This is a genomic window from Balneatrix alpica DSM 16621 (genome assembly GCF_000619885.1).
Taxonomy (GTDB): Bacteria; Pseudomonadota; Gammaproteobacteria; order Pseudomonadales; family Balneatricaceae; genus Balneatrix; species Balneatrix alpica.
Genome location: NZ_KK211041.1, coordinates 143,191 through 164,699 on the forward strand (window position 1 = coordinate 143,191; position 21,509 = coordinate 164,699).

The window sequence follows — 21,509 nt, forward strand, 5'->3', positions numbered from 1 at the left end:
GGCTGTGGCTGTGGCTGTGGCTGTGGCTGTGGCTGTGGCTGTGGCTGTGATGCGCCCTGTTCGCTGCGCTGGGCTACCGAGGTGGAGGGCGTGCTTTGGCTGGGTTCCACCACGGCGGTTGCAGGCTGGGGGCTGAGGCTCAGGGTGAGTACCTGGCTGCTATTGGCAGAGGGGGTTAGCAAAGTGGGGGGCAGCAGTACCAGCCAGAGCGCCAGCAGTGCATGGGCCAGCAGCGATAGCAGCAGCCAGCGCTTGAGGCGGTGGGTATGCCAGCCCGTCGGCATCAGGGCCCCAGCATTTCCACCAGGGGTGGCTGGCGTTGCCAGTCACAGGCAAAACGGGGGCCGTATACCTGCTGCAGGCGCTCGGCGGTTAACACCTCGGCGGGTGGGCCCTGGGTAAGCTGACCCTGTTCATCCAATAGCCAGATCTGATCGGCAAAGCGGGCGGCCAGGTTCAAGTCATGGAGTACCAGCAACACCCCTTGCTCACGGCTGTAATCCTGTAGTAGTTGCATCATCTGCAATTGATGGCGGGGATCAAGGCCGGCAATGGGTTCATCCGCCAGTAGCAGCGGGGCCTGTACCGCCAGGGCGCGGGCCAGTAATACCCGTGCCTGTTCGCCGCCGGAAAGTTGATGCAGGGAGCGCTGGCGCAGACGTTGGCAGTCGGTTTGGCTCAGGATGGCTTCCACCACGTTATCCAACTGGGCCTTGCCATGGGGCAGGCGGCCAAGGGCGACTACATCCTCCACCTGCAGGCCCCAGGCGCATTGGGGCTGTTGCGGCAGGTAGGCGAGCAGACGGCTGCGGGCCTGATAGTCCAATTGTTGCAGGGGCTGGTTAAGCCAGTGTAACTGGCCCTGGTAGTTGGCCTGCAGCCCGGCCAGGGTACGCAACAGGGTGGACTTGCCTGCACCATTGGGGCCGAGCAGGACACAAAGCTGGCCGCTGCGCAGTTGCAGATTAACCGGCGCTAACATCGGGCGCGGTTGTAGCGGGTGAGGCAGGCTGAGGTGTTGGGCATCAAGCAAGATGGGCATTACCACAGCTCCCGTTTTTTCTGCAGTAGCAGTTGGAAGAACACCGGTGCGCCGATCAGCGCGGTGAGCACCCCGAGTTTTAACTCGGTGCCGGTGGGTAATAGACGCACCCCCAGATCTGCCAATAGCAATAACAGGGCGCCACCCAGGGCGCTGGCGGCGAGCAGGGCATCGGGCCGCTGGCGTAACCAGGGGCGCAGCAGATGGGGAACGACCAGGCCAACAAAGCCGATGCCGCCACTCATCGCCACGCAACTGCCGACACTGAGGCCGCAGCCAAGCAGGATCTGACGGCGCAGCCAATGGGGGTTGATGCCGAGACTGGTTGCCGCTTCTTGTCCGAGTGACCAGGCATAGAGAGAGGGGCCCAGGCGTAGCAGCATCAGGTTGCCGAGCAATACCGGCGGCAGGATTAGCAGCACCTGTTCCAGACTGCGGTCGGCGGTGGAGCCAAGTAGCCAGAAGATCACTTCAAGCGCAGCAAAGGGATTGGGGGCCAGGTTCAGCGCCAGGCTCATCAAAGCACCGCCGAGGCTGGCCAGGGCCACCCCTGCCAGAATAAACAGGCTAACACTGGGGTGGCGCCCCGCCAGCCAGCTTAGGGCAGTCAGGCTGATCAGCGCGCCAATAATGCCACCGGCGGGCAACCACCAGGCCAGGGTTGCGACGGGGCCAAAATAAAACACCAACACTGCCCCCAGGCCCGCCCAGCTGGAAATGCCGAGCAGGCCCGGTTCCGCCAGGGGATTATGCAGGTAACCCTGCAGGGCGGCACCGGCCAGCCCCAGGCTGGCACCGCATAGCAGAGTGAGCAGGGTGCGGGGCAAGCGTACTTCGAGTAGCAGTTGCCATTGCCAGCCTTGGTTGGGCCAATGCAGGGTGCCACCGGGGCTGAGCAGTAATGACAGCAGCATGGCCAAGAGCACGGCGCCGGCCAGCAGGGCCATTAAACGGATAAAGGGCCGTTCAGCCATGGGGCAGCTTCTCCAGTAACAGGTTTAAACGCTCCAGGGTGTGCAGGGCGCTGGGTTCGGCGCAGCTTAGGCCAGTGCCGGGCAGCCGTAGCAGTTGCCAGGGACCACGGCTCAGGCTGGCCAGTTGCCAATAGGGGGCTCCGAGGGAGGGCAGGGGGCTATCGTCTTCCAGCACAATAATCAGCTGTGGCTGCAAGCGCCAGATTTGCTCCAGCGTCAGGCGTTGCCAGCCATGCTGGCCTGGGCCGCGGGCATCCCGTAGCTGCAGGCGTTGTAGCAGGTCGCCACTCAGAGTATCGGTGGCGGGGGTCCAGCCGCCCTGGCTGATGAGCAGGGTCTGACGTTGCTGGCCTTGGGGCCGGAGCTGTTGCAGACGCTCTTCCAGCTGCTGGGCCTGTTGTTGCCCGGCTTGATGCTGGCCAAGTGCTTGGCCGAGGGCACGCAGGCGGGGGGCAATATCGGCAAAGTTGCTGACCCAGTTAAGGCTGTGTACTGGAATATTGAGCTGGCGGAGCAAGCTCAGGGTGTGGGGCGAGGAAAACGAATCGGCCAAAACCAAATCCGGTTGCAGCCAGGCGACTTCATCGGCACCAGCATGGAGGGTAGGCAACTGACGGGCTTTGGCTTCATCGGCACTGAGATAGGACAGCGCTTGCAACTGGGAAGGGGAGGCCAGTTGCAAGGCCAGGCGGTCACTGCACTGGTGAATGGACACCACCCGTGCAGGGGCCACGCTACTGGCACTGGCCAGTAGCGGCAACAAAAGCAGCAGGCTGGCAAGGCAGCCTGCCAGGCGCTTAGAAGCGGGCATTGACCCCGGCATAGAAGGCGCGTTTAGAGGTGCCATAACCGTAAAGTTCTTCGTAGTCACGATCGAACAGGTTATGCACCCGGGCATGAACTTGCCAGGTTTCATTCAGCTCATAACGGCCACCCAGATTCACCAGGGTGTAGCTTGGCAATACCTTGCTGCCGGTATCCAGGCGGCGGCCCTTGAAGTGCACATCCAGATTCAGCGCTGCGGGGATAAAGCCTAAGCGGTAATCCAGGTTAAGGGCGGCTTCATGCCAGGGTTGGCGAAGCAGGGAGTTGCTGTCACCGGCATCGTTATCCACATCGGTGTAGGTATAGCTGGCCTGCAGATCCAGTTGCTCGCTCAGGGCGCCACGCAGGCTGGTTTCTACCCCTTGGCTGCGGGTAATGCCTGCTACGTTGAAGTAGCCGGTGGTGTAGCCAATCAGGTTATCGACGCGGTTATCAAACCAGGTCAGATCCAGTTGCCAGTCGCCCAGTTGTTGACTGACGCCCAGATCCCAACCCCTACTGCTTTGTGCTTGCAGGTTGGCATTGCCGCCCCAGGGGCCAAACAGCTGGTTAAGACTGGGGTTTTTGACCCCGGTGCCGTAGCTGGAGTGCAGGCGGGTACCGTCCAGCACTTGCCAGGACAGGGCAATACGGCTGCTGTCTTCATCGGCAAATTCGTGGTTGTTATCGAGGCGATGACTGAGGCTGGCGCTCAGGGTGTCCTGCCAGTTGGCCACATATTCCAGGGCCAGGGAGTCGGCGCTGACGCTCTTGTTGATGGAGCCGGTGTGGGCTGATTCGTTCTCATGCTCGGCAGCAAAAATCACGCTGTTTTCCAGCCCACCAAAGAGGTCGGAGGCAAAGTGATACTGGGTCTGGTAGTCGACCACTTCGCGCTCACCATCAAAGAAACCACCAAAACTGGTGTACTGGTGACGCAGGGTATTGCTCTTGCTGTACCCCAAGCGGTGCTGCCAGTCGCCGCCGAGCAGGTCCCACTCGCTTTGCAGGCGCAGGGTATTGCGCTCGGCTTTGCTCCAGTCGCGGTTGTCGCTAACGGTGGGCCAGCTGGCATCAATGTCATAGGTGCTGAGGTTATGGCTGAGATTGGCACTGACCTTCCAGCTATCGGTCAGTTGATAGCTGACAGAACCACTGGCCTGGCGGCTTTCAATGCCGTCCGCTTCGCTGGCGCCGCGCTTTTCGTTAGCCGCGGAGAAACCATTGGAGTGCAGGTTGCTGACGTTGATGGCATAACCCAGGCGCTCATACTGGGCGCGGCGGGATAGGCTGATCTGCTGGGTACCGTGACTGCCGACTTCGGTGTCAATTTCGGTCACCGGCTTGCCCTGGCCTTTGCGGGTAATGATATGCACCACACCACCAATGGCATCGCTGCCCCAGAGGGCGCTCTGCGGGCCGCGGACGATTTCGATTCGCTCGATATCAGCCACTTGCAGGGTGCCGATGTCCATGTCGTTTTCGACGTTGGAGGGGTCATTGACCGGTACGCCATCAATCACCACCTGGGTAAAGCGCTGGTGCAGGCCACGCAGACGAATCGGTGTCAGTGAGCCCGGGGTAGAGGTGGCAAATACGTTCACGCCGGGAGCACCATGCAGGGCATCAGCCAGGGTGCGGACTTGGCGTTTTTCCAGCTCAGCACGGGTGATTACCGTGACGCTGCTGCCGACGCTGGTCTGGCTTTGCGGCAGACGGCTGGCGGTGACCAGGACATCGGCTTCACTACCATGATCATTGGCTTGAGCAGGGTTGGCCAGTAAGGCCAGGGTCAGGGGGGCAAGGGCAAATAGCGGGCGTGCAGTAGCCGCCTGCAAGAGTGATGCAGAGTGCTTCACAGCGTCAGTCTCCAATCCGGTTCAGGAAAACTTTCGCCGTCGACGATGGGCTTCACCGGCCGCAAAACACCCCGTTTGCAGCATGACGACGTGAGGCCTTGGGCAGGTCTCCTGGCTCGGTTCAACGTCTGGTACCCCTTCCCATCAGCCTGGCTGACAGTGGCTCAATACCGACTCACCTTCACAGTTGCGGGGACAGCTAGGGATTTGCACCCTATTCCCTTTTCAGCTCGGCCGCCTTTCCCTTCGCTGGCCAAGCACCCATAGGCGGCGCGCACTTTACCTGATTTTGGCGCTAAAGGCGATGGAAGCTATTCAGGTTAGAATGAGCCAGATTCAGGATTAGCGGAGGAGCAGAGGATGAGCCTGTCATTGCAGTGGTTAGCTTTTAGTGAATTAAGTGCCAGCCAGCTTTATCAGGTCTTGGCGTTGCGTCAGCAGGTGTTTGTGTTGGAGCAGCAGTGTTTGTATCCGGATATTGATGGCAATGACCCCCAGGCTTTGCATTTGCTGGCCTGGCAGGGCAATGAGCTACAGGGTTACCTGCGGGTGTTTATGCAGGATACCCCGGTGCGGATCGGCCGGGTGGTGGTGGCGCCCGCCGGGCGTGGGCAGGGGCTGGCAGCGAAGTTAATGCAGGCGGCGTTAAAGCGGATTGCGCAGGAGCGTCCGGCCACCATGGTGGAGCTGGGGGCGCAGCAGTATCTGGAAGAATTTTATCGCCGTCTGGGGTTTATGCCAGTTTCCAATGTGTATCTGGAGGATGGTATTCCACATATCGATATGCGGCGTTTGTCTGCCAGTTAAGTATTTGAATTTATTCGAGTTAAATTTTTGTTTTGCCAATTGGCAAAAATAACCTTGCAGAGGTCAGAAAGCGGTCTAGTATTTACCATCAGGTAAAAACATGACGTTTTATTGACCAATGCAAGCACGTGTTTGCGGTCATGACGTCAGCCATCCAATAACAATAAAAGGCGACACCATGACAACATTGAAGGCGCCGACACTGAAGTGCGGCCTGATCCAGATGTCCCTCAAGGGGGACACCTCCATGAGCCCTGAGCAAATCCGCCAGCATATGCTGGAGGCCCATCTGCCCCTGATTGATGAGGCCGGGCGGCAAGGTGTGCAGGTGCTGTGTTTTCAGGAGGTCTTTACCCAGCCTTACTTTTGCCCCAGCCAGGACAGCAAGTGGTACGCTGCCGCCGAGTCGATTCCGGATGGCCCCACCACCCGCCTGATGCAGGAATATGCGAAAAAGCATCAGATGGTGATTGTGGTGCCCATCTACGAGGAAGACTTGCCCGGGGTGTATTACAACACCGCCGCGGTAATTGATGCCGATGGCCGTTACCTGGGCAAATACCGCAAGACCCATATCCCCGATACCGCTCCCGGCTTCTGGGAGAAGCTCTACTTCAAGCCCGGCAACCTGGGCTACCCCGTGTTTGACACCGCCTATTGCAAGTTAGGGGTGTACATCTGCTACGACCGCCACTTCCCCGAGGGCTGGCGCGCCCTGGCCTTGAATGGGGCGGAATACATCGTCAATCCCTCTGCCACCGTTGCCGGTAAAAGCAAATACCTGTGGGAGCTGGAGCAACCAGCTGCGGCAGCGGCCAACGGCGTCTTTATCGGTGCCATCAACCGGGTAGGGCGTGAAGCTCCCTGGGATGAGCGCATGGGGGAGTTCTACGGCTCCAGCTATATCGTCAATCCACTGGGCAAAATCGAAGCCCAGGCCAGCTATGGCGAAGATGAGCTGTTGGTGCATGAGATTGATCTCAACCTGATCCGTGAGGTGCGCAAGGGCTGGCAGTTTTTCCGTGACCGCCGCCCCGACCTCTATGGCGATCTGACCGCTCCTGATCATTGAATGTTATGGCTTGCCCGACTCCCCCGTTGGACGGTGGGAGCTGGGCAGGCTGTAGCCGCGGGATGGCAAGCCGGGCGGCTTGGCCATTCTAGTGCTGATCATCTGAAGGCCTGGCAGGGCTGACAGGTACCGCAAATAAGAACAAATAGAGGAACCACGATGAGTAGCCATCAATCCGGCAGCTCCAGCGCCGTTAAGGTTGGAGAGTTCTATGAACTGGAGGTGGGCCCGGATGTCGCTGACAGCGCCCACTTTAATGAGGATATTGCGCCGACGAAGGTGCAGGAGCGCACCTGGAATACCTGGAACGTGGCAGCCCTGTGGGTGGGGATGGCGATCTGCGTGCCAACCTATACCCTGGGTGGCGTGCTGACCGCCTACTTTGGTTTGTCAGTGGGGGAGGCGCTGCTGACCATCTTGCTGGCTAACGTAGTGGTCTTGATTCCCCTGACCCTGAATGCTTTTTCCGGTACCAAATACGGTATCCCCTTTCCGGTATTGCTGCGCTCCTCCTTTGGTGTGCTGGGCTCTAACATCCCCTGTTTGATCCGTGCCCTGGTGGCCTGCGGCTGGTTTGGTATCCAAACACTGTTTGGTGGCATTGCCATCCATATTCTTTTCTCTGCCCTGATTCCCGGCTGGGCCGCCTTAGGGGGTACCGGTGAGGTGATTGGCTTCTTCCTCTTTTTAGCCTTGAACTTGATGGTGGTCATCCGTGGCTCCGAGTCGATCAAGATACTGGAGACCCTGTCCGCACCCTTATTGCTGGCGGTGGGGATCGGCCTGATGCTGTGGGCGATGCCGAAGGTGTCCATCACCGAGCTGATGGCGGTGCCGGCTAATCGTCCGGAGGAGGCGTCCTTTGCCTCTTACTTCTTTGGTGGTTTGACTGCCATGGTGGGCTTCTGGGCCACCCTGTCACTTAACATCCCCGACTTCAGCCGTTACGTGCGCTCGCAGAAAGATCAGGTGATGGGGCAGATTATCGGCCTGCCGCTGACCATGTTCTTCTTTGCTGCCCTGGGGGTGGTGATGACGGCGGCTTCCGCCAGCCTGGTTGGCGAAACCATCTCTGATCCGATTAACCTGATCGGTAAGATCGACAGCCCCTTCTGGGTAGTGATTGCGATGCTGATGATCATCATCGCCACCATCTCTACTAATACGGCGGCCAATATCGTCTCCCCCACCAATGACTTCCAGAACCTGGCGCCGAAAAAGATCAACCAGACCCGTGGCGTGCTGCTCACCGGTGCCATTGGTGTGGCGTTGATGGGCTGGGAGCTGTTGAAAAAGCTTGGCTGGATTCAGTCCGATGTCAGTGTCGAGGCAATGTACACCAACTGGCTGCTGGGTTACTCCAGCCTGCTGGGGCCGATCGCCGGGATTATGATCGTCGATTACTTCCTGATTAAACGTCAGCAACTCAACCTGGCGGAGCTGTATAAAACCAATGGCATCTATGCCGGTTTTAACAGTGCCGGCCTGATTGCCTTTGCCGTGCCGGTGGGGCTGACCCTGTTCTCCCTCAGTACCGGTACCCTGGGCTGGTTCTATCAATATGGCTGGTTCACCGGCTCGCTGCTCGGTGGCCTGGTCTACTTCATGCTGGGTAATCGTGCCAGCAGCCCTGCACTGACCGGTGCGGCGGTTAACTCCTAACCCTGCGCCCCGGTGGCGCGGCTGCCGGGGCGACTTACTCAGAAGGAAATGCCCATGTCTGTCGTGATTCGTGGCGGGACAGTGGTCACCGCCGAGCATAGCTTTGAGGCCGATGTGTACTGTGCCGATGGGGTGATTAAGGCCATTGGCCCGAACCTGGAGGTGCCTGCCAATGCGGAGGTGATTGATGCCTGTGGCCAATATGTGATGCCAGGCGGCATTGACCCCCATACCCACATGCAGCTGCCCTTTATGGGAACGGTCGCCTCGGATGACTTCTATACCGGTACCGCCGCAGGTCTGGCGGGGGGGAATACCAGCATCATCGATTTTGTCATTCCCAATCCGCAGCAGCCGTTGATGGATGCCTTCCACCAGTGGCGTGACTGGTCGGCCAAGGCCGCGGCGGATTACTCCTTCCATGTGGCTATCACTTGGTGGGATGAGTCGGTGCACCGCGATATGGGTACCCTGGTGCATGAGCATGGAGTGAACAGCTTCAAGCACTTTATGGCCTATAAAAATGCCATCATGGCGGACGATGAAGTGCTGGTGAAAAGCTTCCGCCGCTGCATGGAGTTGGGGGCGATGCCCACCGTGCATGCGGAAAACGGCGAGCTGGTGTTCCAGTTGCAGCAGGAGCTGCTGGCCCAGGGCATTACCGGGCCGGAAGGGCACCCATTGTCACGGCCACCGGCGGTGGAGGGGGAGGCTGCCAATCGCGCCATCCGTATCGCCCAGGTGATGAATGTGCCTATCTATATCGTCCATGTCTCCTGCAAGGAGTCGCTGGATGCCATTACCCGTGCCCGCAATGAAGGCCAGCGGGTGTTTGGGGAGTGTCTGGCCGGGCATTTGATTGTCGATGACTCGGTCTATCGCCATCCCGATTTTGAGTTTGCTGCAGCCCATGTGATGAGCCCGCCCTTCCGTTCCAAGGAGCATCAGGAAGCGCTTTGGCGCGGTCTGCAAGGGGGGAATCTGCAAACCACCGCCACCGATCACTGCTGCTTCTGCGCCGAGCAAAAAGCCGCCGGACGGGATAACTTCACCAAGATACCCAACGGTACCGCCGGGGTAGAGGATCGCATGGCGGTGATCTGGGATGCCGGAGTGAACACGGGCCGCCTGACTCTGAATGAGTTTGTTGCCGTGACCTCCGCCAATGCCGCCAAGATTTTTAATCTCTATCCGCGCAAGGGCAGTGTCAGCGTGGGGGCCGATGCGGATCTGGTGGTGTGGGACCCACAGGGCACACGCACCATCTCCGCCAAGACCCATCACCAGAATATCGACTTCAATATCTTTGAAGGGCGCACGGTGAAGGGCATCCCCTCTTATACCCTCAGTCAGGGCAAGGTGGTGTGGGCCAAGGGTGACCTGCGCGCCGAACGGGGCGCAGGGCGTTACCTGCATCGTCCGGCCTTTAGCCCGATGTTTGATGCCATGCATAAGCAGGGTGAGTTGGCGGCGCCGAAAGCGGTGGCCCGTTAACGATAGGTTGACACCAGATAACAGCTCGGTGGCCGTTGTCCTCTACTGCCACGCCTAAGGGCGGGAGAGGACAGCGGATTCGGGAAGCCTGCGGGCTTCCCTTTTTTATGCGCAAAGCGCAAGAGGCTTGCTCCTGCTGCGCTTTAGGGCTACAGATACAGGGCGAATAAAAAAATGCCCCCTGTAAGCGGGTGCGCATAATAAGGAGCCTTAGCGCATGAATACCCTGATTTGGTTGGTGGTTACCTGGTTAGCTCTGTTGCTGGTGGCCCGGCAGGGCTGGGGCCTGAGAGCCGCAGCTGCCGTACTGTTAATAAGTGGTGTATTAGGTTTTAGCCTCAGTTGGGCCATTCTGGCGCTGCTGGTGTTGGTGGTGGGCGGGCTGTGTGCCTTGCTCAGTGTGGACAGCCTGCGCCGTCAGTGGTTAACACCGAAAGCCTTCGCTTTGTTTAAAAAGGTCGCCCCCCGGGTGTCCCCTACCGAACAGGTGGCGCTGGATGCCGGTACCGTTGGTTGGGATGGTGAGCTGTTTAGTGGGGCGCCGAACTGGGATGAGCTGATCAAGCAGCCTTACACGGGTTTGAGTAAAGAAGAGCAGGCTTTCCTCGATCATCAGTGTGAGGTAGCGCTGGGCATGGTGAATGGCTATGACGTCGCCATTGAACGTGCCGATTTACCGGAGGAGCTGTGGGATTACCTCAAGCAGGAACGCTTCTTCGGCATGATTATTCCCAAGGCCTATGGCGGTCTGGAGTTTTCCGCCAAGGCGCAATCGGCGGTGCTGCAGAAGCTGGCGGTTAATGAAACCCTGATGAGTACTGTTGGGGTGCCTAACTCACTTGGCCCGGGGGAGCTGTTGCTGAAGTACGGCACCCAGGAGCAAAAAGATTATTACCTGCCCCGTCTGGCGGATGGGCGGGAGATCCCCTGCTTTGGCCTGACCGGCCCACGGGCTGGCTCGGATGCGACCTCGATTCCCGATACCGGTATCCTCTGTCAGGGGGAATACAACGGTCAGTCGGTACTGGGCATTCGCCTTAACTTCGAAAAACGTTGGATTACCCTCGCCCCAGTGGCCACGGTGGTAGGGTTGGCCTTCCGCCTGTTTGACCCTGAACACTTGCTCGGTGAAGAGGAAGATTTGGGGATCACCTGTGCCCTGGTGCCCCGTGACATTGCCGGCATGCAGATAGGCCGACGTCATCACCCGATCGGCGGCCCCTTTATGAATGGGCCGATATGGGGACGGGATGTGTTTATCCCGCTGGAGTTTGTGATTGGTGGCCAGACCATGGTGGGGCAGGGTTGGCGCATGCTAGTGGAGTGCCTGTCGGTAGGGCGTTGCATTACCTTGCCCTCCTCGGCGGCGGGTAGTGGTCGCTACTGTTTAGGTTGGAGTGGCGGCTTTGCCCGGGTACGGCGCCAGTTCAAGTTGCCGGTGGCGGAGATGGAGGGGGTGCAGGCGCCCCTGGCGCGTCTGGCGGCCAATGTTTATGTGGCCTCGGCGGCGGTCAATCACACAGCACAGATGATCGATAACGGTCAGAAGCCCGCCGTACCTTCGGCGATCCTCAAATACCATTTAACCGAGATGCAGCGGCAGATGGCGATGGATGCCATGGATATCCATGGTGGTAAGGCAGTGACCTTGGGGCCGCGTAACTATCTTGGCATCCTGTTTGCCGCCACCCCGGTGGCGATCACGGTGGAAGGGGCCAATATTATGACCCGCAGCCTGATGATCTTCGGCCAAGGGGTCATTCGCTGTCACCCTTGGGTATTGAAAGAGCTGGCGGCCAAGGATACGGATGATCTGGCGGGCTTTGATCAGGCGCTGATGGGGCATCTTGGGTATGTCTATCGCAATGCGGCACGGGCTTTTTGTGGTGCCTTGGGGTGGCAGGCGTCGACCCCCTTCCGCGGGGAGGCGGGGCGCTATGCCCAGGAAGTGGAGCGTTTTAGTGCGGCCCTGGGGCTGTTGTCCGATGTGGCCATGGGCTTGCTCGGCAGCAGTCTGAAAAAGCGCGAGCTGATCTCCGCCCGCCTGGGGGATATCCTCGCCAATCTTTATTTGCTCTCCCTCACCCTGAAAGCCTGGCATGAAGGGGACAAGGTGGCGGACGAGGAGGCCTTGATGGAGTACAGCTGCCAGTGGCTGTTGCACCGTCTGGAAAGTGCCATTGATGAGTTGCTGAGCAATCTGCCCAATGCGTATATCCGCTTCAAACTGCGGGCCACTATTTTGCCGCTGGGACGACGCTGGGGAATGCCTAAGGATGAGCTGACCCGTCGCATTGCCCGTGCGGTATCGGTCAACTCACCCTTGAGACGCAAGCTATTACAGGGAGCCTGGCAAAACTGGCAGTCAGGGCAGAAGGATAATCCTTTGGCCAGTTATAACCAGTTACTGGAGGACTATGCCGAGGCGGAGCCCCTGTATAAGTTGATTAATCAGGCGGCGAATGAGGGCAAGCTGCCGCTGCAGGCGCTGCACCCTGAAGAGGCGATAGAAGCGGCGTTGCAAGCGGGGGTATTAACCGCCAATCAGGCCACCTTTATGCAGTATTTTGAGGCACGGGTGCTGGAGATGCTGACGGTGGATGACTTCGCCTTCGATGCCCTGGCACGGCCGCGCAAACAGAAGGAGCGGTTGGATGAGGAAGCATCGACAGCTAGCTAGCCCCGTTTGCGGCCAATGAGGCAAAACTAAAAGGCTGGTGCGTGAAGCATCAGCCTTTTTTCTGTCCCGGATTTAGCTTAGCCGGCAGGGCAAAGTTTGCTCTTACCAGGCATGTGCCAGCAGGTTTTTGACATCCTCAGGGGTGATGTCTCCGCGTTCGCCAATGGCGGTATAGCCGTGGCGTTGCAAGGCATCGGCAACCCTCTGTTGAACCTGCTCCAGGCTGTCATGCAGGCCATAGGGTTGCAGGCGCGTGGGCACCTCGACCCGGTGATAGAGCTGCTCAATGGCGGCAATCACTATGCTGGGGGTGGCATCTTCCTCCTCCAGGCCAAACACCTGCTGCCCCAGTTGTGCCAGTTTGGCGGCCTTTTCCTGCTCGAACTCTTTCAAGAGTGCCGGCTGCACAATGGCCAGGGTACGGGCATGGTCAATGCCGTAGAAGGCGGTCAGCTCATGGCCGATCATGTGGGTAGCCCAGTCCTGGGGTACGCCCAAACCAATCACCCCGTTGAGTGCCTGGTTGGCGGCCCACATAAGATTGGCGCGCCAAGCCGGGGTGTGACGCTCGTTAAAGGTTTCCGCCAGTTGGCGCAGAACCCGTAGCAGCGCTTCTGCCTGGGCATCCTGCACCAACGCGCCGGTCGGGTAGGTCAGGTATTGCTCACAGACATGGACGAAGGCATCCACCACGCCATTGGCCAGTTGCCGGTCTGGCAGGGTGCTCATGGTTTCAGGATCGAGCACGGCAAAACGTGGGTACACCGCCGGATGCATAAAGGACAGCTTCTCACCGGTGGCTTGGTTGCTGATCACCGCGGCAGGGTTGGACTCTGATCCTGTGGCTGGCAGAGTCAATACCACCCCCAGTGGCAGAGCCTGCTGAATCTGATAGGCACCGGTCAAAATATCCCAGCCTTCCCCCTCGTAGCAGGCTGCGGCGGCGATGTATTTGCAGCCATCAGCGACGGAGCCCCCACCTACCGCCAGGATAAAGTCCAGCTTTTCCGCGCGAATCAGCGCCACCGCCTTATCCAACGTCTCACGGGTAGGGTTGGCCTCTACGCCGGCAAACTCGTACCAGCTGAAGCTGCTGAGGGCCTGTGTCACCTGCTGGTACACCCCGTTGGCTTTAATGGAGCCGCCACCGTATACCATCAGTACTCTGGCACCAGCCGGAATCAGCTCAGCCAGGCTGGCAATTTGGCCCTGACCGAACTGGATGCGGGTTGGATTGTGAAAACTGAATTTCATGGGCTTCTCCACCGTTGGCTCAACAATTTATGAGGCTGAATACTAAGGGGCGCAAGCACAGGCTTGAATACCTATTTCTGGCAAAGTTTTGCCTATTTCTGCTTTATGGCAGGCCTGTTCTCGACATGAGTGGCGATAATTTTGTCTAATCATGCTCGGTTCTGGGCTGTCATATCAGCGCTGTCATGTCTGCGAAGGAAGGGTTCTTTATGCCGATTGCACAAGCCTTGCGCGCCCTGGCTCAGCAATATCAGCCGGAGTTAAAGCAGGGAGCGGTCAGCTTTAATCTGGCCGGCGTACGCCTGTTTCAAGTGACTCAATACTGCCCGCCCACGCCATTAGTGTATGAGGCGGGGCTCATTATTATTGGTCAGGGCCATAAGATTGGTCATGTTGGTGAGCGAGTGTTGCGTTATGACGCCAACAATTACCTGATTCTGGGGGTCTCTATCCCCTTTATGTGTGAAACCTTTGCCACTGAGCAAGATCCGTTGCTGGGTCTCAGTATTGATATTGACTTGGGGCTGCTGGGGGAAATGGTAGAGCGTTTACGGCAAACCGGTCTGCTGACTTCGGCTGAGGAACAGCTACCCTGTGCGATTGATGCGGTGCCCTTGGTTGGCGAGATGGAAGATGCGGTGGTGCGTTTGGCTAAGGTGCTGGCTAACCCGTTGGAAGCAGAATTGCTTGGCCCGGCGATCCTGCAGGAGATTCTGTACCGGGTGTTGACGGGGCCCCAGGGTGGGATTCTATCGGGCTTGGCCAGCTATAACGGTAAGTATGCGCAGATTGCCAAGGCGTTACTGCGGATTCAGCGTGATTATGCTGCGCCCCTGGCGATGGAGGAGCTGGCACAGGAGGCAGGCATGAGTGAGTCGGCTTTTTATCGGGCTTTTCGCCAGGTTACCCTGGAATCACCGTTGCAGTATTTGAAAAAACTGCGTCTGGATCGCGCCCGCCAAGGCATTGAGAGCCAAGGCTGGCGCGCCAGTGTGGCGGCCCAGCAGGTGGGTTATGAAAGCCTGTCGCAGTTTAGCCGCGAATTTAAACGGCATTTTGGTTACGCTCCCAGTAAAGGGCGGCTTAAGCATGCTTAAGGGCGCGAACTTATAATCCAGCAAACCTAAGGAAGGATGAAGATGATCAGAGCCATGCACCCACAGGATGCCGCCGCAGTGAGTCGGCTCTGTCTGGCGGCGTTTCAGCAGGCGGTTGCCCCCACCCTGAGTGCCGAGGGGGTAGCTACCTTTGCCAGCATCGCCGCTGCTGAGGCTTTTCTGGCCAGAATGGCCGGTGACAATCTGCTCTGGGTGGCGGAGCAGGATGGCCAGGTGCAGGGGGTGATTGAATTAAAAGCAGGGCGGCATATCGCGATGTTATTTGTCGATCCGCAGATGCAGCGCCAGGGGGTAGGCAAGGCACTGCTGGCCACCGCCTTGCAACATGCCCGCGTGACCCAGGTGACGGTGAAGGCATCTTTATCCTCGGTGCCAGCTTATCAACACTATGGGTTTGTCTGTTCTGATGAGGTGGGGGAGTCCGCCGGACTGATTTATCAGCCCATGGTGATACAACGACCTTAGTGTGGCTTGCGAGGTCTGCCTGGAGGCCTAGCCGGTTTGTTGGCCCTGCTCCAAGAGTAGGCGTTATCGGGGGGCTTCCCATTGCCCCTCTGTTTGCCTGAGTATAGGCATTTCAATTTGGCCGTTTAGATGAGATCGCTAGCATGACAGCCCAGGCCGCACTGACCTTTTTCCTTGCTGTTTTTATTTTTGGCATCACTCCGGGCCCAGGGGTGTTCGCTATTTTAGCCCGGGCTTTAGCGCAGGGGGCCTGGGCCTGTTCCTGGCTGGCGTTGGGGATGGTGATTAGCGATATCTGCTACCTGGTGATGGCCTGTTATGGCCTGGCGATGGTGGCTACCCACTGGGAGGAAGTCTTTACCTTAATCCGCTTGCTGGGGGCGGCCTATCTGCTCTATCTGGGTTGGAAAATGTGGCGGGCGGTGCCGGAGTTAGCCCAGGGCGAGGTTGATACCAGCCGACGGGGGGCGCTGTTGAGCTTTTTGCAGGGCTTTTTGATTTCCGCTTCCAATCCCAAGGTGATTCTGTTTTATATCGCCTTTTTGCCCACCTTTATGGATTTAAGCCAACTCAGCCATGAGGATGTGTTCCTGGCAGCGGTGCTGACCCTGATCGCCTTGATGTTGGGATTGATGCTGATTGCTTGGGCGGCTGCCCGGGCGCGCCGTTATTTCCGCTCCCCGCAAGCAATGCGAGGCCTGAATCGGGTAGCGGGTTCTATCATGGCTAGCGCCGGGCTTTATCTGGGTGTGAAAGGCTAATCAGTACAGGCTCATCACCTGTTCCAGCGGTTTACGAGGTTTCTGCGGCCAGGTATTGGCCGCTGGATAACCCAGGGTAATCAGCATCACCGGAAGCTCGTCCTGGCTTAGTTCAAAGGCCTTCGCTACGCCTGCTGCATCAAAGCCCCCCATGGCACCCGTTGCCAATCCCATTGCCTCGGCGGCATGCATCAATGTCATGGCTGCCAGGGAGGCGGAGCGAATCGCTTCATCACGTTGCAATTGTGGGTCCTGCTGGTGGCTGTCGGTGGCCATTTGCACCCAGGCTTGTTGAATCTCCGTATTGAGAATATTGGCGTCAACCGCTGGTTGCAGGGTCTGCTGCAAACCGCGATAAGCGCTCAGGGTGCCGCAGATAATAAAGGTGGCGGCGGCCTCTTCTACCTGGGGTTGGCCAAAGGCCAGGGCGCGCAGGCGGGCTTTGGCCTCGACACTGCGCACCACCAGAATTTTCCAATTTTGCAGGTTAAAGGCAGAGGGCGCGAGGGTGGCCAGGCGGGTCAGTTCGCGCAGGCAGTCATCGCTGACGGTACGATTGGCTTGGTAACGGCCAACAGAACGACGCTGGGCAATCAGGTTAAGGGCGGCAGTATTCATCTTAGGCTCCTGTTATTACAGAGTGGGAAGAAGAGCGGGGTTGAGGGCGGATAGCCCCCGGACGATTGAAGTGTTGGATAAGGAGGACGCTACTGAGCACAGCAAACATGCCGAACAGGGCGAGGCCGCTGAGGCTTTGCTGCAACCAGTACCAACCGAGCATGACGGCGGTGAGCGGGCTTAATAAGCCCAAGGATGACACCGCGACCGGCGACAGGCGGCTTAGGCCACGGAACCAGAGGCTATAGGCCAGCAGTGCACCTGCCAGACTGAGGTAGGCATAGCTCCAACCTTGTACGGCGCTGAGTGCAGGGAGGGCTGGGTCCCACCACCAGGCCAGGGGAGCCAGCATGATACCCCCCAACAGTAGCTGCCAGCCGGTGAAGGTCAGCAGCGGGATACCCAGTTGCCAGCGTTGGGCCAGATAGGTACCGGCGGCCATGCTGATGGCACTGGCAAAGGCGGCCAGCACACCGAGATAGTCCCAGCTGCTTTGCGGTGAGAGTAACAGCAGCGCCATCCCCACCACCCCGAGCGCGGCGGCAGCCAGGCTGTATGCACGGGGAATGCGCTGCTCAAACAGCCAGGCCAATAGCATGATCAATAACGGTTGCAGGGCACCGACAATGGCGGCCAGGCCGCCAGGCAGCCGATAGGCACTGATAAATAACAGGGCTTGGAATAGGCCAATATTGAGCAGCGCCAGAATCAGCAGCGGACGCCATTGCTGACGTTGGGGCCAGTATCGACTAGCTAAGACCAGCAGTAGCCCGGCTGGCAGGACGCGGATCACAGCGGCAATAAAGGGGCGGTCGGGTGGCAGCAACTCACTGGTGACGATGTAGGTCGAGCCCCAAATAATCGGCGCCAGCGCGGTGCTGAGGGTTAAGTAGAGGGTGCTGAAAGAAGTCATGATGTTATTTACCTTCAATTCAAGATAAAATGAGTCTGGCAGCTATTTATCTTGAGTTCAAGTTAATTTTGTTTGATTGGGATGATGAGAGAGGGGAAGGCAATGAGTGAGCAACGACAAGAGGATGCAGTGGATCGTATCCTCGCCCAGTGGCATCAGGAACGACCGGACTTGGATGTAGGGCCAATGGCGATTATCGGACGCTTAAGCCGCTCGGCGGCGTTGATGTCACGTCAATTGGAGTTAGCCTTTAGTCAATTTGGCATGACGGCGTGGGAGTTTGATGTGCTGGCGACCTTAAGGCGCAGCGGTGCACCCTACTGCTTGGCACCAACTGCGCTGTTTTCGACCCTGATGATCACCTCAGGCACCATGACCCACCGCCTCAAAAGCCTGGAAAACAGTGGCTGGATTGAACGCCTGGCGAACCCTGAGGATGCCCGTAGTATGTTAGTGAAGCTGACCCCTGCAGGGTTGCAGTTAATTGAGCAGGCAGCAGAGGCCCATGTGGCTAATCAGCAGCGGATTCTCGCTAATCTCAGTCCCCAGCAGCGTGAGCAGATTGACGCCAGCCTGCGTTTGCTGCTGGCGCAATTAGAGCCTTAGGGACGCCGCTGTGAGGGCGTTAGGCCTGCTGGTTGGCTGGCAGTGGCAGGAGTTCATCTAACGGACAGGGGCGGGCGTGGAAGTAGCCTTGTTGGTAGTCCACCTCCAGCTCTGCCAGTTTGCGGCTGGTGGCTTCATCTTCGACAAACTCCGCCACCGTGATTTTGCCCAGTGCCTTGGCGACTCCCTGAACCAGCTTGACCAGTTGCTGATCAACCTGACTGTTGGCGAGATGCTGGATAAAGGCTCCGTCAATCTTGAGGATATGAACCGGCAGTGATTTCAGATGACTCATGGAAGACAGCCCGGTACCAAAGTCATCCAGGGCAAAACGGCAGCCACAGGCAGTCAGCACCCGGATGGTATCCAAGGCTTCTTCGTAGTTACGGATCAGGGCGGTTTCGGTGATTTCGAAACAGAGTTTGCGGGCAATCTCCGGTACCTGCTGCAGACGCTGCTGGATATGGCTGATCAGCTCCTGATCACAGAGGCTGAGGCCGGACAGATTGATCGAGCAACAGCTGACCCGTTCCAGCATGCCGGGCTGCTGTAATTTGGTCAGGGTGTGTTCAAATACCCAATGGTCGAGTTTGGGCGCCAGGCCATAGCGTTCCAGGGTGGGAATAAACTCGCCGGGTGGAATCAAGCTGCCATCTTCTCGCCGCATCCGTACCAGCACTTCAAAATAGAGCCCTTGCTCGTCTCCATGAGCCTGAATCGGTTGTGCCCACAGAGTTAAGTCCGGTTGTTTGGGGCTGGCCTTAATGGTTTGCCCAAAGAGGGTGAGGCGTTCATTTTCCAGTGCGGAATGCACATCGGATAGCCAGTTGAGATCAAGAAACTGCTGTTGAAAACGACGGTCATCGGGGTTAGCCAAGTAACTACGATTCAGCCCCATATCCTGGGCTACCTGGGCCGCGCTGCTCGCTTCGTGAATTAACTGCCGCAGGCTGACATTGGCATCGAACTGAGTGCCTCCCAGGGCGAACTGCATCGGAAAGCTGGAGTCCTGCCAATTAAAGCGGAAGCCTTGTAAACGCTGGCGCAGCTCATTCAGTCGCTGCTCTGGCGCTTGGCAGTCCGGTACGATAATGACCAGTAAGCTGGCACTGACCTGCCCCAGAATATGGCGGCCACCGAGCAAGGGCTTGGTGTAGCGCACCAACTCCTGTTGCAACTTATCACCCGCAACAAAGCCACAGACGCGATAGATGTTATTCAGTTGCAGGTTGCGTATCGCAATCAACAGATGCTGGCCGGTGGGCAGCTCCTTTAACTGTTTTTCCAAGCCGCGACGGTTAAAGCAATGGGTAAGGGAATCATGCAGTGCCAGCCATTCTTGATGGGATTGGTCGCGTCGTCGCTCTTGGGTGTAACTGGAGGTAAACAGCATCAATAAGGATAGGGAGGACAGTACCAGCAACAGGCTGCCGCTTTGCTCGGCACTGACATAGTGCTGACTCAGTTGTTGGGGGTGATTGTGCAGCAGATGATAGGCAGCACTGGCCAGATTTAGTAGAGAGGCGCTGGCGACACAGCGGGGGCTGAAACGCAGGGCATTCCACAGCAGCATGGCAAAGCCAAGAATCACAAAGAGCAGATGGCTCCAGTTGTGGGCAATATCCTTTAACGGGGTGAAGTGATGCAAGACCACACCCAGAACCAGCAGGCTGAAGAACATCAGCTGCCAGCTGACCAGCTCGCGCCGACTGCCCACTCGTCCAGGCGGTTGGGGGACAGACCAGGTCAGGATGGGGGGCAGCACAAATAACAGGCTATAGAGATCGCCCTGAATGGAGCGCAGCCAGAGGTTAAAGAAAGAGTCGGCCCCTATGCTTAAACTTAAAATCAGCGATAAACCTGTGGCATTGATCAGGGTGGTGAGGCTGATGGCCAGCAGTAGGCTGACCACGTCTTTGACTCTGGCTAAGTCGGCACGAAAGTGCTGGCGTTGTAACAAATAGGCGCCGAGGCTGGGGGCAAGCAATGAGTTGGCTGCGAGTAGCGCGGTGAGAGGTAGGCTCGGCATGCCCCCCCACAACCCCTGACTGAACAGGTGTAAGCCGAAGAGCAAGGGTAACCAGCGCAGACCCAGCAAGTAGACCCCAGCGGTGGCAATGGCCAGTGGGGGCCAAAACAAGCTGGCACCGGCAAAGGTCGGAGCCAGCGCTAAGCCCAGTCCGTAGCCGCCAATAAACAGCAGGCTCAGAATCAGCCAGGCGAGTGTGCGCTGTTTAGGAGACTGGAGCATACCGCCATAACCACTCCCCATGAGCTTTGTATTTGTTGTTTTTGACACGGGCAACCCCAGACAACCGGACCATCAGGGGCGATCCGGTAACGCCAATAACACTATGAACTATATACAAAAAACCAGTGCACTCGGGGTGACCGGTAGGGCGCTAGTTTGGATTAATCAGCTTAGTAACACAAGTATACAAATAGAGAAGCTTGGTGATCTGCGCTGGCTTGCTAGCGAGAAGGCACTGGCAAGCAGGTGCAAGAGGTCGATAACAGGCTTCTTGGTGGGCAAGGGGTAACCCGAGTGGGTTAGCCCTGTTACCGCTTCAGAGCCATAGGCAGGCTAACCTGGATTCCCTAGACTCTGCCCTGTTCATGGGTGTCTGGGTCAGTGCAGGCACCACTGTTAAGCTCATCAGGCTTGCCATAGGCCACCCCATCCCGGCCTATGGCACTTTTTTCGCTTCTTTCTTGGTTTATTAGTTCAGCCCTTCCTGTACCGCCCACACGGCCACCTCTACCCGCGAGCGTAAACGCAGCTTTTTCAATAGATGTTTGACGTGGACTTTGACTGTGGCTTCGGTGATATGGAGCTTGCGTGCAATCAGCTTATTCGGCAGACCCTGGGCAATCAGTTTGATGATCTGCCGCTCGCGAGGGGTGAGGGAGTCGATATCCGGACGATTGTCTTTGCGGTTACTCTGTAAGGCCTGTGCCAGTAGGGCGGTGAGCTTTTCGCTAATCACGATTTTGCCGTGGGCGGCCTGGCGCAAATGGGCCAGTAAGTCTTCCGGCTCCATATCCTTGAGCAGGTAACCATCGGCACCGGCTTTGAGGGCGGCGATCACATCCTCTTCATTATCGGACACAGTAAACACCACAATACGGGAGTCCACCTCCGCCTCGCGCAGGCGGCGAAGGGTCTCTAAGCCGTTGATTTCCGGCATATTCAAATCGAGTAGGATCAGATCCGGCTCAAGCTCCTGAGCCTTGGCAATCCCCTCCAACGCATGGCTGGCTTCACCAATGACTTTAAGCTCGTCATCCAGTTCGATCAGTTGGGTCACCCCTCGGCGTAACAGGGGGTGATCATCAATCAACAGGACGGTGGCAGCGCCGGTGTGTTCTTCGTTATGCAT

18 protein-coding genes, 1 pseudogene and 1 riboswitch are annotated in these 21,509 nt (G+C 58.0%); of the genes and pseudogenes, 9 read left to right on the forward strand and 10 right to left on the reverse strand.

Features of this window, described 5'->3' with window-relative positions; genetic code table 11:
- The 5 genes and pseudogenes from Q334_RS20480 to Q334_RS0116200 form a co-directional block, all read right to left on the reverse strand.
- Nucleotides 1-284: pseudogene (locus Q334_RS20480) on the reverse strand (hypothetical protein); the annotation flags it as partial.
- Nucleotides 284-1,042: an ABC transporter ATP-binding protein gene (locus Q334_RS19565; RefSeq protein ID WP_051527887.1), complete on the reverse strand. Its 759-nt coding sequence runs from the start codon at nucleotides 1,040-1,042 to the stop codon at nucleotides 284-286. The gene Q334_RS19565 and the pseudogene Q334_RS20480, both read right to left, overlap by 1 nt.
- Entirely contained in the window at nucleotides 1,042-2,016 is a 975-nt protein-coding gene (locus Q334_RS0116190; protein WP_027314119.1) for a FecCD family ABC transporter permease, read from the reverse strand. Before Q334_RS0116190 ends, Q334_RS19565 begins: the two co-directional genes overlap by 1 nt.
- A complete protein-coding gene (locus Q334_RS20185; RefSeq protein ID WP_211249568.1) occupies nucleotides 2,009-2,839 on the reverse strand; it encodes an ABC transporter substrate-binding protein in 831 nt (276 codons plus the stop codon). The genes Q334_RS0116190 and Q334_RS20185 overlap by 8 nt, the downstream gene beginning before the upstream one ends.
- Nucleotides 2,814-4,679 (reverse strand): TonB-dependent receptor plug domain-containing protein, encoded by a 1,866-nt coding sequence (locus Q334_RS0116200; RefSeq protein ID WP_027314120.1) that lies wholly within the window; start codon nucleotides 4,677-4,679, stop codon nucleotides 2,814-2,816. The genes Q334_RS20185 and Q334_RS0116200 overlap by 26 nt, the downstream gene beginning before the upstream one ends.
- An 84-nt stretch (nucleotides 4,680-4,763) precedes the next feature.
- A riboswitch (cobalamin riboswitch) is annotated at nucleotides 4,764-4,959 on the reverse strand.
- Between the two features lie 80 nt (nucleotides 4,960-5,039).
- On the opposite strand from Q334_RS0116200, the gene Q334_RS0116205 reads away from it, so the two are divergent.
- The 5 genes from Q334_RS0116205 (at nucleotide 5,040) to Q334_RS0116225 (ending at nucleotide 12,394) form a co-directional block, all read left to right on the forward strand.
- The gene (locus Q334_RS0116205) at nucleotides 5,040-5,486 is read left to right on the forward strand and encodes a GNAT family N-acetyltransferase (RefSeq protein ID WP_035461859.1); all 447 of its coding nucleotides are present in this window, start codon (nucleotides 5,040-5,042) and stop codon (nucleotides 5,484-5,486) included.
- A gap of 178 nt (nucleotides 5,487-5,664) precedes the next feature.
- A complete protein-coding gene (locus Q334_RS0116210) occupies nucleotides 5,665-6,558 on the forward strand; it encodes a nitrilase-related carbon-nitrogen hydrolase (RefSeq protein ID WP_027314122.1) in 894 nt (297 codons plus the stop codon).
- Between the two features lie 159 nt (nucleotides 6,559-6,717).
- Nucleotides 6,718-8,220 (forward strand): NCS1 family nucleobase:cation symporter-1, encoded by a 1,503-nt coding sequence (locus Q334_RS19575; protein ID WP_035461861.1) that lies wholly within the window; start codon nucleotides 6,718-6,720, stop codon nucleotides 8,218-8,220.
- Nucleotides 8,221-8,274: 54 nt separating this feature from the next.
- Entirely contained in the window at nucleotides 8,275-9,714 is a 1,440-nt protein-coding gene (gene hydA / locus Q334_RS0116220) for a dihydropyrimidinase (protein ID WP_027314123.1), read from the forward strand.
- A 217-nt stretch (nucleotides 9,715-9,931) separates the two neighbouring features.
- The gene (locus Q334_RS0116225; protein WP_027314124.1) at nucleotides 9,932-12,394 is read left to right on the forward strand and encodes an acyl-CoA dehydrogenase; all 2,463 of its coding nucleotides are present in this window, start codon (nucleotides 9,932-9,934) and stop codon (nucleotides 12,392-12,394) included.
- 102 nt (nucleotides 12,395-12,496) lie between these two features.
- On the opposite strand, the gene Q334_RS0116230 is transcribed toward Q334_RS0116225, so the two are convergent.
- Nucleotides 12,497-13,648, reverse strand: coding sequence for an iron-containing alcohol dehydrogenase (locus Q334_RS0116230; RefSeq protein WP_027314125.1), 1,152 nt, complete (start codon nucleotides 13,646-13,648; stop codon nucleotides 12,497-12,499).
- A gap of 209 nt (nucleotides 13,649-13,857) precedes the next feature.
- Here Q334_RS0116230 and Q334_RS0116235 point away from each other — a divergent pair, with 209 nt between their 5' ends.
- The 3 genes from Q334_RS0116235 to Q334_RS0116245 all read left to right on the forward strand — a co-directional run bounded on the left by Q334_RS0116235 (nucleotide 13,858) and on the right by Q334_RS0116245 (nucleotide 15,992).
- On the forward strand, nucleotides 13,858-14,745 hold the full coding sequence (locus tag Q334_RS0116235; RefSeq protein WP_035461862.1) for an AraC family transcriptional regulator: 888 nt from the start codon (nucleotides 13,858-13,860) through the stop codon (nucleotides 14,743-14,745).
- 42 nt (nucleotides 14,746-14,787) lie between these two features.
- A complete protein-coding gene (locus Q334_RS0116240) occupies nucleotides 14,788-15,231 on the forward strand; it encodes a GNAT family N-acetyltransferase (protein ID WP_245593704.1) in 444 nt (147 codons plus the stop codon).
- 143 nt (nucleotides 15,232-15,374) lie between these two features.
- Nucleotides 15,375-15,992 carry a LysE family translocator gene (locus Q334_RS0116245; RefSeq protein WP_027314128.1) on the forward strand — a complete coding sequence of 206 codons (618 nt, stop codon included), beginning with the start codon at nucleotides 15,375-15,377 and terminating at the stop codon, nucleotides 15,990-15,992.
- On the opposite strand, the gene Q334_RS0116250 is transcribed toward Q334_RS0116245, so the two are convergent.
- The gene (locus Q334_RS0116250; RefSeq protein WP_027314129.1) at nucleotides 15,993-16,610 is read right to left on the reverse strand and encodes a nitroreductase family protein; all 618 of its coding nucleotides are present in this window, start codon (nucleotides 16,608-16,610) and stop codon (nucleotides 15,993-15,995) included. It lies immediately after the preceding gene.
- Between the two features lies 1 nt (nucleotide 16,611).
- Complete coding sequence (locus Q334_RS19580) at nucleotides 16,612-17,523, reverse strand: EamA family transporter (RefSeq protein WP_051527889.1); 912 nt, start codon at nucleotides 17,521-17,523, stop codon at nucleotides 16,612-16,614.
- 102 nt (nucleotides 17,524-17,625) lie between these two features.
- Here Q334_RS19580 and Q334_RS0116265 point away from each other — a divergent pair, with 102 nt between their 5' ends.
- On the forward strand, nucleotides 17,626-18,129 hold the full coding sequence (locus Q334_RS0116265) for a MarR family winged helix-turn-helix transcriptional regulator (protein WP_027314130.1): 504 nt from the start codon (nucleotides 17,626-17,628) through the stop codon (nucleotides 18,127-18,129).
- 19 nt (nucleotides 18,130-18,148) lie between these two features.
- Here Q334_RS0116265 and Q334_RS0116270 read toward each other — a convergent pair whose 3' ends face one another.
- Entirely contained in the window at nucleotides 18,149-20,380 is a 2,232-nt protein-coding gene (locus Q334_RS0116270) for a sensor domain-containing phosphodiesterase (protein ID WP_162157442.1), read from the reverse strand.
- Between the two features lie 469 nt (nucleotides 20,381-20,849).
- The gene (gene narL / locus Q334_RS0116280) at nucleotides 20,850-21,509 is read right to left on the reverse strand and encodes a two-component system response regulator NarL (RefSeq protein WP_027314133.1); all 660 of its coding nucleotides are present in this window, start codon (nucleotides 21,507-21,509) and stop codon (nucleotides 20,850-20,852) included.